Here is a 13,247-nt window from a genome sequence, read left to right on the forward strand (position 1 = left end):
AAGTTTGTCAATATTCAAAGAAGAAGATTTAGCACTCCTCATAGATTCAAAAGGTAGAAAGTATCTTGTTAGTTTAAAAAAAGATGCCACCTTTTCCTTTCATAAAGGATACGTGCAATTTAATGATATTATTGGTAAAAATGACGGACTTAAAGTTTTCTCTTCTATGGGAGAAAAACTTTATGTTTTTAAACCTACTCTTGAAGAATATATACTTAAAATGAAAAGAGGTGCTCAGATTATCTATCCGAAGGATATATCAAGAATTATAACTCTTCTTGATATTTTTCCAGGAGCAAAAGTTTTTGAAGCAGGAACAGGTTCTGGAGCACTGACTTTATATCTTTTAAGAGCAGTGGGCGAAAGCGGGAAAATAGTATCTTATGAGAAGAGAAAAGATTTCCATGAAACAGCAAAAGTAAATATTGAAAAATTTATGAAGAACAAATCATACGGAGAATTAACCCTTGAAAATAAAGATATTTCTGAAGGAATAGATGAAAAGGATTTTGACAGAGTAATTCTTGACCTTACAGAACCATGGCTTTTTCTTGATAAAGTTATAGATGTTTTGAAACCAGGAGGCATTATTGGCTGCTATCTCACAACAGTTCTTCAGATTTATAGTTTAATGGAAGAGTTTGATAAAAAATTTTATGACCGCCTCTATAAAATTGGTATATTTGAACTTCTTGAAAGAAAGTGGGAAAAAGAAGGTTTAAGCCTGAGGCCTGCATTAAGAATGGTGGCACATACAGGATTTATTGTTGCTTTTAGAAAACTGTCGTGACTTACAGAGTTTTACTCATTAATCCATGGATTTATGATTTTGCTGCCTATAATTTCTGGGCAAGACCTCTTGGCTTACTCAAAGTTGCTGAGTTTTTAAGTCAATTTAATCTAAAACTTTTTTTCATTGACTGCTGTGACTCATTTATAGTTAAAAAATATGGAACTGGAAAGTATAGTTATCAGATTGTTGAAAAGCCTGATATTCTCAGAAATATTCCCAAAAAATATAAAAGATATGGAATTAGTCTTGATGAGTTCATAGATAAACTAAAAGAGATTTCTCATGTAGATTTGATTTTAATTACATCAATAATGGCTTATTGGTGGTATGGAGTAAATGAAGTTGTAAATATCATCAGGGAAAAGTTCCCTAATATTCCAATAGTTATCGGAGGAATTTATGCAACACTTTATAAGGAACATGCAAAGGAAAAAATAAATGCTGATTCTATATATACAGGACAGATAGAAGATAGACTGATTGATAATATCAGTAATTTCGGAATCAAACTTAAAAGAGTCAGAGAACAATCTAAATTCTGGTGGCAGTTAGGTTTTTACAATAAAATACCCTATGCTCCCATATTAACTTCTACTGGATGTCCGTTTAGATGTCACTATTGTGCATCTTCCCTCATATATAAATCATTTGAGCAAAGAAAAATAGAAGAAGTTATCAATGAAATAGAAGAACTCTATAATATGGGTGTAAGAGATTTTGCTTTTTATGATGACGCATTGCTTTATAAATCTGAAACACACTTAGAGCCCTTACTTAGAGAAATAATCAAGAGAAACTTTCAATTGAGGTTTCATACTCCAAATGGACTTCATGCAAGATTTATTAATAAAAATGTTGCTCAATTGATGAAAAAAGCTGGATTTAAAACATTGAGATTGAGCCTTGAGACCGTAAATATTAAAAGACAGATTGAAACAGGTGGAAAGGTAACTAATGAAGAACTTGAAAAAGCAGTTTTTTATCTTAAGGAAGCAGGATTTTTATCTCAAGATATAGGTGTTTATATAATGTATGGATTGCCAGAACAAAGCCTTGATGAAGTAAGAGTTGGGGTTGATTTTCTGAAAAAACTAAAAGTTAGAATACATTTAACAGAGTTTTCTCCTATAAAAGGAACTTATTACTGGGATGAACTTGTCAAAAAAGGAGTTATCCCTGATGATTTGGATCCTCTTTTAACCAATAATACAATTTTTTCAGAACTTTTTTCTGGATATTCAAAAGAAGAATTACAAAGATTAAAAATTGAAGTAAATCAATTTAATTTGCTATTATAATCCAGCATTTTGTGGAGGTTAAATATGGTTAGAAAATCAAAAATGATAAGCATGGAACGAAGATTTAAAATTTTAATTAAAAAAATACAACAAACACTTCACCCATCACTTCTTGAAAGAGCAAAATAAATTGATAGCACTGTTTTTTGCAACTCCGATTGAGTGTGAGATAATTTTTGATAGATTAAAGAATAAATCAAGTTTTGTTTTAAAAAAAGTTTCTTTTATAAAGGGTAAAATACAAAAGCATGAAATACTCTTATGTATATCAGGAATCGGGAAAATAAATGCTTCAATTGCATCAATCCTTGCATTTGAAAACTTTCCCATAAATAAAGCAATTATCTCAGGAATAGCGGGAGCGTATCCATCCTCTGGACTTGATATTGGTGATATTGCCGTTGCTGAAAAGGAGATAGAAGCAGATCAAGGGCTATTAATCAATTGTGAAACTGGTGAAAATTCTTTTCTTTTTATGGATTATCAGGAATTTCCCCTTCATATACCTACTTCATTACAAAATTATAAAAAAGGAACATTTCTCACTGTTTCAGCCTGCACTGGAAATCTAAAAAGAGCAAATTTTCTTGAGAAAAAATTCGGTGCTATATGTGAAAATATGGAAGGCGCTGCTATAGCAAAAGTTGGTCAACTTTATAATATTCCTGTTACTGAGATAAGAAGTATTAGCAACATAGTTACTGATAGAACTGAACTTTTAATAACTAAAGAAGTTAAAAATGCTGCGGAGATAGTTCAGAAATTTATACTTGAGAACCCTCTTCTTTTTGAATAGATTTAATCTGAGCAATAATTTTTTGAACGCTTTCTTTTAATTTTCCGTAATCATCTCCTGAAACACCAAGAAATGCTTCATAGTGTTTCAATGCGTCGGTTTTTTTATTTAGTCTATAATATGTTACTGCAATATTATAGTGTGTTTCAGGATTTTCAGGGTCTCTTTCAAGTGCTTGCAAAAAAAATTGTTCTGCCTTTTCATATTCAGCCTTATTTAAATAAACAAGCCCCATGTTTGCGTAAGCTAAGGCAAAAGAAGTGTCAATTTCAATTGCTTTTTGGAATTTTTCTACAGCTTCATTAAATTTATCAAGATAAAAAAGTGCAAGACCATAATTATTGTAGAGTTCAGGAGATTGATAGTTTTCATTTAATAACTCATCATAAATTTTACAGGCTTCTTCAAACTCTCTATATCTAAGAAGTAGATTTGCTTCTTCCAGTTTTTCTTCAAAGTTGATTTTATTTTCCATAGCAAAAAATTATAGCAAAATTACTGAGGCTTTGTATACATATACCATGGTTTTTCAGATGGTCTTTCTATTCCGCATATTTTTGCAACGGCATCAACCATTTGATTTGCATTAAAGGGTCTTATAATAACATTATCAACCATTCTGTCCTGAATAAGTTTTAATATTTCCTGCTTTGGAGTATCAGCTGAAATTATAAGAAGAATTTTTATTTTGGATTTGTCTCTAATTGTCTGCAAAAAAGGAATTGAACTTTCATTATCAATTTTTGAATCTATTACTATTCCACAAAAATCTGTTTCTCCTGCAAAAAGTTTCTCAACTTGATAGATATGGTCAAAATATTGAGCAGAAACAACCGGAAGGTCTTTTAATGCCCAGTTAATAGTGTTTTTGATGTCCTGTTGCACGCATACAATAATTTTTTTCTTCATAATGCCTCCACAAATAAATTAGCTAAAAAATTTAATGTCTTCTGCACACCTTCAGTTTTTAAAATTTCACTGAATTGAGATACATCTATTATAAAGTATTCATCTTTCTTTTTAGCAGTTATAAGAAAAGCCTGAAGAAAATCCTTTTCTGAAAGAACTACTTCTATAGCATAATCCTGATTTCTTTTCCATACAGAAAAACACTTTAAATATAAGCCCTCTTCAATCTTAAATTCCTTATGAGATATTGCATTAATATTCAATTCTTTATTGAATACTTTTACAGGAAACAACTCCTTCACCTCCGTAATTTTTTTGACTTCTATAAGTGCTGGTTCTTTTTCTTTTTTAAGAACAATATCCCATATACTTTTGCCCATTGAAAGCCATTTTTTTTCATATTTTGTTAAGGGCTCATTGATAGAGGGATTTGAAATACTGGTGGAAAAGCATTTCAGAAAATTACTCTCTTGTAAGGTAAACTCAACAAAGGGATAATCATCTGTTCTTATCTTAATTTCACCATTGGGAATGAGTTTTTTTGCATAAATAAAAAGATTCTCTCTTTTTGTAAGTCTTTTTTCAACATGAGATTTTTTAAACCAAGGGTCTGGATAGTTCATTATTATCATTTTGACGCTTTTGTCTTTGAACAAAAGCTGAAATGCCCAGTAAGCATCAAGCCGTGTACAATAAATATTATTGATTTCTCTGAGTTTACATTTTTTTAAAAGTTTGTTAACAGGTATCCATGATTTTTCAATTCCGAAAAATATCTCCTCTCTGTTTCTCTCAGCAAGTGCGATTAAAAAATCCCCTGAACCAAAACCGATTTCAACTATAAAGTTATCAAGATTAAGAGGTTTCTGAGCTTTTCTATAATCAATATAGGTTTGCATAAACTAAAAGTTGAAAGGTGTAGGAGTAAAGGTCAATAGGAAAATAATAAAAGACAATATTCCTACAATTCTTCTACTTAATGATAATCTACTTTCCCATACTAATATAGGTGGATGGTCTACACCTAAAAAGACAAGCAATAATGCCCATACAAGCCATCCATACCAGTAAAAGACTCCTAAAGCAGCGATAAAAAAAAGCATTGTTCGTGAGATATAGAAATGCCATTTTCCAAATAATGCATATGCAATATGACCGCCGTCAAGTTGTCCTACAGGTAAAAGATTCATTGAAGTTACAAATAGTCCTATCCATCCAGCAAAGGCAACAGAATGAAGAAGAACATCCTGACCTGCCGGAATATTGCCAAGAGTAAACTTAACAAGTAAAGAAAAAAGAATAGAGTCTCCAAGCATGAACATATCTTCTCCATAAGTTAAAGGAATGATTTTTGACATTTTAAGCCCTATGATGCAAGCAATTAGAGATAAAATAAAGCCTACTATCGGACCTGTTGCTCCTATGTCAATAAGTGCTTTTCTTGTAAGAATAGGTGATTTCATCTTTATAAAAGCTCCGAAAGTTCCTATTATTGAAGGAGCAGGAATAAAATATGGCAATGTTGCTTTTGTTCTGTGAGCTTTTGATGCAAAGTAATGACCCATCTCATGTCCAAGTAAAATTGTCATTATACTTATTGAAAATGGATAACCTTCCCATAGCCTCATTGGCTCTTTAAACAGATTAATCCCCTGCTGAAGTGCTCCTGCAAAAAGAGTTGTAAAAATAGTCATAATAAAAAGAATCAAAGGAATTAAATATTTTTTCACTAAACAATAACTCCTTTCACATCGTATTCATAGCCTTCAGTTATAAGTATAGTTACTTTTTCTCCTGCTTTCAAATCTGCTGTATTTTCTAATATTACCACACCATCTATTTCTGGAGCATGACAATAAAGCCTTGCTATTGCAATATCAGCATCAATATAATCTATCAATGCCTCATATTTTTTCCCAATAAGTGCTCGGTTTTTTTCAAGAGATATAACTGCCTGTCTTGCCATAATCTCATTATATCTTCTATTTTTAACATTTTCAGGAATCTGTCCCTTTAAACTATAAGCCTTAGTTCCTTCCTCTTTTGAGTATTTAAATACTCCAAGCCTGTCAAACTGAACTTCTTCTATAAAGTCAACAAGTCTTTGAAACTCTTCTTCTGTTTCTGTAGGAAAGCCAACAATAAAAGTGCTTCTTAAGGTAACTTCCGGTATTGCTTGTCTAATTTGTTTTATCTTTTTTAGATACTCCTTTTTTGTTCCTCTCCTTCCCATTAATCGGAGAATTCTTTCTTCACTGTGTTGCATAGGAATATCAAGATATTTGACGATTTTTTCTTCATCAGCAATTGTTTCTATTAAATTTTCATCAATATCAGATGGATAAAGATAAAGAAGCCTTATCCAGAAATCTCCTTTTATAGAACATAAATCTTTAAGAAGTCTTTTCAAAGTATATCCTTTCAAATCTTTACCATACTGTGTGATATCCTGAGCAACCAAAATAAACTCTTTTATTCCTGAATGAACAAAATTCTCTACTTCTTTAAGTATCTCTTCAGGATTTAAACTTCTAAAAGGACCACGAACATCTGGAATTATACAGAAACTGCATCTTCTGCTACATCCCTCAGCAATTTTTATATATCTATAGCTTGGTGGTTCTACAGTATATTGAAAATTTTGAGATATAAAATTAGAGTTTTTGCTGAATTGTTTAATATAGTCTATTATTTTATCCTTTTCGTCAACACCGAAAACTGCATCAATTTCAGGTATCTCTTTTTCCAATTCTTTTCCATATCTTTTTGAAAGACATCCAAAAACAATAAGTTTTCTGTCAATTTTAAACTTTGCTGCTGTTAAAATTTCATCAATTGATTCTTCTTTTGCATCATTTATAAAACAGCAGGTATTTATGAAAACAAAATCTGCTTTTTTAAACTCCTCCACATAATAAAATCCTTCTTTTGTTAATGCATCAATTAAATGGCGTGAGTCTACAGTGTTTTTGGGACATCCGAGAGTGATTACTGTAAAATTTTTCATTATTGAAAATGCTGCCAACCTTCTGGCTTTGTAGGAATTTTGCCTCTCTGAGGATCTATCAGATATATACCTTTTTCTTCAACTATTCTCCCCACAGGAATCAAACCAAACTCTTTAGCATCCTGCCTATCAGATATAACAAGAAGCTCATAATCCTCACCACCAGAGAGTATGGGGTTCATAGGTTCAATATTTAAATAATCTGCAATTTTTGTAATCGCTGGATGAATAGGAAGTTGATCTAAATAAATTTCTGCTCCAACCTTATTTTCCTCACAAAGTCTATGTAAATCAATAAGCAATCCATCACTTATATCCATCATAGCCTTTGCAATATGTTTGAATTTATCAGGTTTTCTTGCAATAGGCATAAGGTGTCTCTCTAAAATTTCATTGATGCCCTTAAATTTTAAGAGTCTATCAGGATATTCCTTGCAATTTTTGAAATTTCTAATTGATTTTATAAATCTTTTTTCATCATCAGAAAGATTGTTTAGAAGATTTAAACCAGCTGATGAAAGACCAAGGTAAGACGTTATGAAAATTAAATCGCCTGCCTGTGCACCTTTCCTTAAAATAGGTTTTTCAGCCTCTCCAACTGCAAAACCTGAAAGAACTATATTTTTACTTCTTGAGAGGTCACCACCAATTAAAAATCCACCATAATGTTTTAATGCATCTTCAATTCCATCAAATAATTCCTTAAAATCTTGGTCCGATACAGTTTCTGGAACTCCTGCAGAAAATAAAAAACCCTTAAAATCTCCCCCCATTGCATAGATATCACTCACATTTACAGAAACAATCTTGAATCCAAGATGATAAAAAGATGTATAGCTCAGCTCAAAATGAACATCCTCAATCATTAAATCAGTAGTAAGAATCGCAGAACTTTTAAGATTTAAAACTGCTGCATCATCTCCTATTCCGATCCCAATATCTTCAGGCAATGAAAATCTATCTCTTATTTCTTTTACAAGGGTAAGTTCATCTTTTTTCATAAATACAATTAGACAGTTACAACTTGCTTTTTGTCAATCTTTGTTTTTATTTTTGAGAATATGTGTTTTAAAACCTGATCCATTGATTCTGCAAGGATAAATTTCATTCCTTCCTTTACATATTTCGGTAATTCCTCAAGGTCTTTTTTATTTCTTTTAGGTATGATAACTGTTTTTATACCCATTCTTTTTGCAGCAAGCACTTTTTCTTTAAGTCCTCCAATTGGTAGAACCCTTCCTCTTAAAGTAATCTCTCCTGTCATTGCAACATCTTTTCTCAAAGGTTTTCCTGTGAAAACAGAGGCAATTGCTGATGCCATTGTTATTCCTGCTGAAGGACCATCCTTAGGAATAGCACCTGCAGGAACATGTATATGTAAATCCATTGTACTGAAGAGTTTTTCATCAATTTTTAGTTCTTTAGCCTTTGATTTTACATAGCTTAAAGCAGCTTGTGCAGACTCTTTCATAACCTCACCGAGTTGTCCCGTAAGAATGAGATTTCCTTTCCCTTTCATGATAGTTGCTTCAACATATATTACATCGCCGCCAGCTTCAGTCCAAGCAAGACCTGTGGCAACTCCGACCTCTTCTTTTTTAAGTTCTTCCTCTGGAAGATATTTAGGAGCACCAATAAATTTAGAAACTTTTTGGGGGGTAATATAAAATTTTTTCTTTTTTCCCTCCGTAATAAATTTAGCTACTTTTCTACATAGATTAGCTATTTCTCTTTCAAGATTTCTTACTCCTGCTTCCCTTGTGTAATGAGTAATTATATATTTTATGGCTTTATCGCTAATCTTCATAATTGAATAATTAAGCCCGTGTTCTTCAAGTTGTTTTGGAATTAGATATTTTTTTGCAATCTGAAGCTTTTCTTCTTCAGTGTATCCTGAAAGATATATTATTTCCATTCTATCTCTTAGAGCTGAAGGAATGGTATCAGCAATATTACCAGTGCATACAAACATAACATTGCTTAAATCAAATGGAACAGCAAGGTAATGGTCAACAAAACTGTTATTTTGCTCAGGGTCAAGGACTTCCAAAAGTGCAGAAGAAGGATCACCTCTGAAATCCATTCCAAGTTTGTCTATTTCATCAAGCATAAATACAGGATTATTTGTTCCTGCCTGTCTTATACCCTGAATTATTCTGCCAGGAAGTGCTCCAACATATGTTCTTCTGTGTCCTCTAATTTCTGCTTCATCTCTTACTCCTCCAAGAGATATTCTCACAAATTCTCTACCAAGAGCTTTTGCAATAGAGCGGCCTAAGGAGGTTTTGCCAACCCCTGGAGGACCAATAAAGCAGAGAATTGGTCCCTTCATTTTTTCCTTTAATTTTCTTACACTCAGATATTCAAGTATTCTTTCTTTGACTTTTTCAAGATCATAGTGGTCTTTGTCGAGGACTTCTTTAGCTGCTTTTATATCAAGTCTATCTTCTGTTGAACGGGACCATGGCAGTTCAGTCAACCATTCAAGATATGTTCTGACAACTGCTGATTCAGCTGCCTCAGGGTGCATTCTTTCAAGTCTTTTAAGTTGTTTTTCGGCTTCTTCTTTTACTTTTTGAGGCATTTTTGCTTCTTCAATTTTTTTTCTAAATTCGTTTATCTCTTCTGCTTTTTCATCAATGTCTCCAAGCTCTTTCTGAATAGCTTTAAGCTGCTCTCTCAGAAAATACTCTCTCTGTGTTTTATCTATTTCATCTCTTGCCTCTTTTTTAATTTTTTGCTGGATTGTGAGCAACTGAATTTCCCTATTAAGAATTTCTCTTATTTTATTTAACCTTTCAAAAGGATCTGTAATTTCAAGAATTTGCTGTGCTTCAGAGCTTTTTAATCCGAGATTAGAAGCAATAAGGTCAGCAAGCCTTCCCGGCTCATCAATATTTTCAATTATCACCATTGCATCAGGTGGTATATTTTTCCCAAGTGAAATTGCCTTTTCAAGTTGCTCTTTTACTGTTCTTACCAATGCTTCATGTTCAAGAGTAAATTCTTTTAGTTGAATATCTTCAATTTTTTCTATTTTTGCAAGATAAAAACCTTCAAACTGTGAAAACTCTAATGCCTTTGCTTTTGAAAGTCCTTGAACAAGTATTTTAAGCCTTCCATCAGGCAATCTCAGCATTCTCATAATCATGCAAACTGTCCCTATATTGTAAAGGTCTTGAGGTTCGGGAGTTTCTATATTGAAATCTTTCTGAGTAAGTAAAAGAATGAGTCTGTTAGTATTTAAGGAATGTTCAACAGCTTTAACAGAAATATCTCTTCCAACAAATAGCGGAATTATCATGTAAGGGAAAATAACTATGTCTCTTACAGCCAGAATTGGAAGCTGTTCTGGTATTTCTATTTCTTTATTTTCTTGTTTTTCATTGGTTTGTTCTTTATCTTCCTTTTTTATTTCATCCATTTTTGCCCCCTGAAAAAATTTTTCAATCTTTAGTTTAATTTTAACAGTTTTTTCTAAATTTTTGATATTTTTAAAAAAGATTTTTTAGTTGATGTAAAAGTTTGAGAGTTTTTCCTGTAGAAATTTTACAAACTCAGAAGAAATTTCCCTGTCTTTCAAGGCAAATTCAACTATTGTTTTTAAATAGCCAAGCTTTTCTCCTGCATCGTATCTTTTACCCTTAAGAATATATCCATATATTGCAGTTTCCTCTAAAAGCGATTTTAAAGCATCGGTTAATTGAATTTCTCCGCTTTTACCTGGTTGAAGATTTTCAAGATATTTGAATATCTGAGGAGTTAATATATATCTGCCAATTATTGCAAGTCGTGAAGGACTAAAAGATGCTTCGGGCTTTTCTACTAAGTCGTCAATAATGTAATAACCATTAACTGTTTTTCCAGAAACTATGCCATATCTTGAAACTTCACTTAGAGGAACTTCCTCAAGAGCTATTACAGGAGCTTTTTTTGCTTCATAAATTTTCATCATTTCATTCAAAATAGAGTATTCAGGGTCTATTAAATCATCACTGAGAATTACTATAAAAGCTTCATCTTTGACAAATGGTTTAGCACAGAGGATAGCATCTCCAAGTCCTTTAGGTTCTTTCTGTCTAATATATGCAAAATTGAGATTTTCAAAACAGTTTATTTTGTCTAAAAGTTCATACTTTCCAGCAGTTTTGAGTCTTTCTTCCAATTCATAAGCTTTGTCAAAATGGTCTTCAATAGCTCTTTTATGTTTACCTGTGATAAATAAAAATTCTTCAATTCCTGCTTTTACTGCTTCCTCAACCGCATATTGAATAAGCGGTTTATCTATTATAGGAAGCATTTCTTTCGGTGAAGCCTTTGTTGCGGGAAGAAATCTTGTTCCAAGCCCTGCTACAGGAAGGACAGCCTTTTTAATCATTATGCCCTCCAAAATAAAAATAATGCCGGAGACGAGACTCGAACTCGTACGGAGGGAACCCTCCGAGGGATTTTAAGTCCCTTGCGTCTACCAGTTCCGCCACTCCGGCTTTATTTAAGATACAAAAAAAATCAAACTTTATTCAAGTATTGCACCTTTGTCAGCTGAACTAACATTACGGGCATATCTCAGAAGATATCCTTTTTCTATTTTTTGTTTTGGAGGTTTCCAGTTTTTAAGCCTCTTTTTAATTTCGCTTTCTGAAATAAGAATTTCAATTTTCCTTTTTGGTATATCAATAAGAATTTTATCACCATCTTTAACAATAGCAATCGGACCACCACGAGCTGCTTCTGGTGATACATGTCCAATGCATGGTCCTCTGGTACCACCTGAAAATCTTCCATCTGTAATCAAGGCAACGGATTCATTAAGTCCCATTCCTGTGATTGCGCTTGTTGGAGAAAGCATTTCTCTCATGCCAGGACCGCCAGAAGGTCCTTCATATCTTATTATGATTACATCACCTTCTTTAATTTTTCCATCAAGAATTGCTTTCATAGCATTTTCTTCAGAATCAAAGCATCTGGCAATTCCTTCAAATTTAAGCATTTTTGAAGAAACAGCAGTTTGCTTTACAACAGCTCCATCTGGTGCAAGATTTCCTTTAAGGATAGCAACTCCTCCTTCTTTGTGATAAGCTTTTTTGATTGAACGAATTACATTTTCATCGTAAATTTCTGCTTTTTGAGCAATTTCTTTTATATCAATACCTGAAACTGTCGGATTTGAATAAATTTTATCTTTAAGTCTTTTAAGAACCGCTGGGATTCCTCCAGCTTTATAAAGGTCTTCCATGTAGTGTTCACCTGAAGGAATTATATTCACAAGATGTGGCGTTTTTCTGCTTATTTCATCAAATACTTCAAGTGGAAGATTTATGCCTGCTTCATTGGCAATTGCCTTTATGTGAAGCACGGTATTTGTAGAGCCACCAAGTGCCATATCAACTGCGATAGCATTATAAAAAGCTTCTTTTGTAAGTATCTGACGTGCATTGATTTTTTTTCTAACAAGTTCAACAATCTTTACTCCTGTTTCAAAGGCAAGTCTTCTTTTTTCAGACATAACAGCAGGAGTTGCAGCAGTTCCTGGCAAACTCATACCAAGAGCTTCAGTAACACATGCCATTGTATTTGCAGTATACATTCCCTGACAGGAGCCTGCTCCAGGACAGGCACAAAGTTCAAGTGCTTCAAGGTCTTTTTCTGTTAAAACTCCTTTTTTGAATTTTCCAATAGCCTCAAAGGTATCAGAAGTAAGATTTCTTCTCTGCCCCTTATAGTAACCTGCGAGCATCGGACCTGCTGTAAGTACAATTGCAGGGATATCAAGCCTTGCTGCAGCCATAAGCATTCCGGGAGTAATTTTATCACAGTTCGTAAGAAGAACAATTCCATCAAATTGATGTGCCTCAACAATGCATTCAATTATATCTGCGATCAATTCTCTTGATGGCAAAGAATACTTCATTCCTTTATGTCCCATTGCTATTCCATCACAAATACCGGGAATACCAAAGAAAAATGGATAGCCTCCTCCGGTATGGATTCCTTTTTCTATAAATCTCTCAAGTTCTTTCATTGAAATATGTCCGGGTATTATATCTGTAAAACTCGTAGCCACCCCTATGAATGGTTTATTCATTTCGGATTTTGGAATTCCTGTTGCGAAAAGAAGAGCCCTGTGAGGAGTTCTTTCAAGACCTTTTTTAATGCTGTCGCTTCTCACTTAGTTGCCTCCTTTGAGAGCTTAGTTTTGTATTGTCTTATGATTTCAGCCATTTTATCTTTCTTATAAAGTTTCTCTTTCTGCATTCTTTTTTTCTCAACTTCTTCTTCAGGAGTTAAATAAGGTTTTTTGTTCATTTCATCAAGAATACTATCAAGATGCCTGTGTTCTTCATAAAGCTTGCGAAATTCTTCATTTTCTCTTTTTAGAACTTCAATGATTTCTTCTTCTCTCATGGAACACCTCCTAAGGAATGTTTTTTAAATTTTACAACA

General features: G+C 32.9%; 13 protein-coding genes and 1 tRNA gene. 3 read left to right on the forward strand and 11 right to left on the reverse strand.

All coding sequences use genetic code 11. The features are described 5' to 3' along the window. Positions 1 to 4: 4 nt before the first annotated feature. From THEYE_RS04200 to THEYE_RS04210, 3 genes are all read left to right on the forward strand, one after another. Positions 5 to 790 carry a tRNA (adenine-N1)-methyltransferase gene (locus tag THEYE_RS04200; RefSeq protein ID WP_012546052.1) on the forward strand — a complete coding sequence of 262 codons (786 nt, stop codon included), beginning with the start codon at positions 5 to 7 and terminating at the stop codon, positions 788 to 790. Next, positions 787 to 2,091: a B12-binding domain-containing radical SAM protein gene (locus THEYE_RS04205; protein ID WP_012545411.1), complete on the forward strand. Its 1,305-nt coding sequence runs from the start codon at positions 787 to 789 to the stop codon at positions 2,089 to 2,091. Before THEYE_RS04200 ends, THEYE_RS04205 begins: the two co-directional genes overlap by 4 nt. Positions 2,092 to 2,221: 130 nt before the next feature. Beyond that, positions 2,222 to 2,887: a phosphorylase family protein gene (locus THEYE_RS04210; RefSeq protein WP_012546685.1), complete on the forward strand. Its 666-nt coding sequence runs from the start codon at positions 2,222 to 2,224 to the stop codon at positions 2,885 to 2,887. Here the strand turns inward: THEYE_RS04210 and THEYE_RS04215 are convergent. From THEYE_RS04215 to THEYE_RS04265, 11 genes are all read right to left on the reverse strand, one after another. Continuing rightward, entirely contained in the window at positions 2,856 to 3,362 is a 507-nt protein-coding gene (locus THEYE_RS04215; RefSeq protein ID WP_012546483.1) for a tetratricopeptide repeat protein, read from the reverse strand. The two genes, THEYE_RS04210 and THEYE_RS04215, sit on opposite strands and share 32 nt — an antisense overlap. 20 nt (positions 3,363 to 3,382) lie before the next feature. Then, on the reverse strand, positions 3,383 to 3,796 hold the full coding sequence (locus THEYE_RS04220) for a hypothetical protein (protein WP_012545505.1): 414 nt from the start codon (positions 3,794 to 3,796) through the stop codon (positions 3,383 to 3,385). After that, positions 3,793 to 4,695 carry a tRNA (guanosine(46)-N7)-methyltransferase TrmB gene (gene trmB / locus THEYE_RS04225; protein ID WP_012545935.1) on the reverse strand — a complete coding sequence of 301 codons (903 nt, stop codon included), beginning with the start codon at positions 4,693 to 4,695 and terminating at the stop codon, positions 3,793 to 3,795. Before trmB ends, THEYE_RS04220 begins: the two co-directional genes overlap by 4 nt. A gap of 3 nt (positions 4,696 to 4,698) precedes the next feature. After that, on the reverse strand, positions 4,699 to 5,526 hold the full coding sequence (locus THEYE_RS04230; RefSeq protein ID WP_012545051.1) for a site-2 protease family protein: 828 nt from the start codon (positions 5,524 to 5,526) through the stop codon (positions 4,699 to 4,701). Then, positions 5,526 to 6,803 carry a 30S ribosomal protein S12 methylthiotransferase RimO gene (gene rimO / locus THEYE_RS04235; protein WP_012546475.1) on the reverse strand — a complete coding sequence of 426 codons (1,278 nt, stop codon included), beginning with the start codon at positions 6,801 to 6,803 and terminating at the stop codon, positions 5,526 to 5,528. Before rimO ends, THEYE_RS04230 begins: the two co-directional genes overlap by 1 nt. Then, positions 6,803 to 7,804 carry a thiamine-phosphate kinase gene (gene thiL, locus THEYE_RS04240; protein WP_012546377.1) on the reverse strand — a complete coding sequence of 334 codons (1,002 nt, stop codon included), beginning with the start codon at positions 7,802 to 7,804 and terminating at the stop codon, positions 6,803 to 6,805. Before thiL ends, rimO begins: the two co-directional genes overlap by 1 nt. Before the next feature lie 8 nt (positions 7,805 to 7,812). Then, positions 7,813 to 10,227 carry an endopeptidase La gene (gene lon / locus THEYE_RS04245; protein WP_012545466.1) on the reverse strand — a complete coding sequence of 805 codons (2,415 nt, stop codon included), beginning with the start codon at positions 10,225 to 10,227 and terminating at the stop codon, positions 7,813 to 7,815. Between the two features lie 84 nt (positions 10,228 to 10,311). Then, complete coding sequence (galU, locus tag THEYE_RS04250; RefSeq protein WP_012546586.1) at positions 10,312 to 11,181, reverse strand: UTP--glucose-1-phosphate uridylyltransferase GalU; 870 nt, start codon at positions 11,179 to 11,181, stop codon at positions 10,312 to 10,314. A 23-nt stretch (positions 11,182 to 11,204) separates the two neighbouring features. Then, positions 11,205 to 11,290 (reverse strand) — tRNA-Leu (locus THEYE_RS04255). A gap of 29 nt (positions 11,291 to 11,319) precedes the next feature. Beyond that, complete coding sequence (gene ilvD / locus THEYE_RS04260) at positions 11,320 to 12,972, reverse strand: dihydroxy-acid dehydratase (protein WP_012546643.1); 1,653 nt, start codon at positions 12,970 to 12,972, stop codon at positions 11,320 to 11,322. Beyond that, the gene (locus THEYE_RS04265) at positions 12,969 to 13,208 is read right to left on the reverse strand and encodes a DUF465 domain-containing protein (protein WP_012546280.1); all 240 of its coding nucleotides are present in this window, start codon (positions 13,206 to 13,208) and stop codon (positions 12,969 to 12,971) included. Before THEYE_RS04265 ends, ilvD begins: the two co-directional genes overlap by 4 nt. Between the last annotated feature and the right edge of the window lie 39 nt (positions 13,209 to 13,247).

Origin of the sequence: Thermodesulfovibrio yellowstonii DSM 11347 (assembly GCF_000020985.1) — a bacterium.
In the GTDB taxonomy this organism is placed as follows: domain Bacteria; phylum Nitrospirota; class Thermodesulfovibrionia; order Thermodesulfovibrionales; family Thermodesulfovibrionaceae; genus Thermodesulfovibrio; species Thermodesulfovibrio yellowstonii.

Coding starts and splice junctions, on each gene's coding strand:
- THEYE_RS04215 (WP_012546483.1), bottom strand. CDS start 3,362: ATGGAAAATAAAATCAACTTTGAAGAAAAACTGGAAGAAGCAAATCTA.
- trmB (WP_012545935.1), bottom strand. CDS start 4,695: ATGCAAACCTATATTGATTATAGAAAAGCTCAGAAACCTCTTAATCTT.
- rimO (WP_012546475.1), bottom strand. CDS start 6,803: ATGAAAAATTTTACAGTAATCACTCTCGGATGTCCCAAAAACACTGTA.
- THEYE_RS04220 (WP_012545505.1), bottom strand. CDS start 3,796: ATGAAGAAAAAAATTATTGTATGCGTGCAACAGGACATCAAAAACACT.
- galU (WP_012546586.1), bottom strand. CDS start 11,181: ATGATTAAAAAGGCTGTCCTTCCTGTAGCAGGGCTTGGAACAAGATTT.
- thiL (WP_012546377.1), bottom strand. CDS start 7,804: ATGAAAAAAGATGAACTTACCCTTGTAAAAGAAATAAGAGATAGATTT.
- THEYE_RS04265 (WP_012546280.1), bottom strand. CDS start 13,208: ATGAGAGAAGAAGAAATCATTGAAGTTCTAAAAAGAGAAAATGAAGAA.
- lon (WP_012545466.1), bottom strand. CDS start 10,227: ATGGATGAAATAAAAAAGGAAGATAAAGAACAAACCAATGAAAAACAA.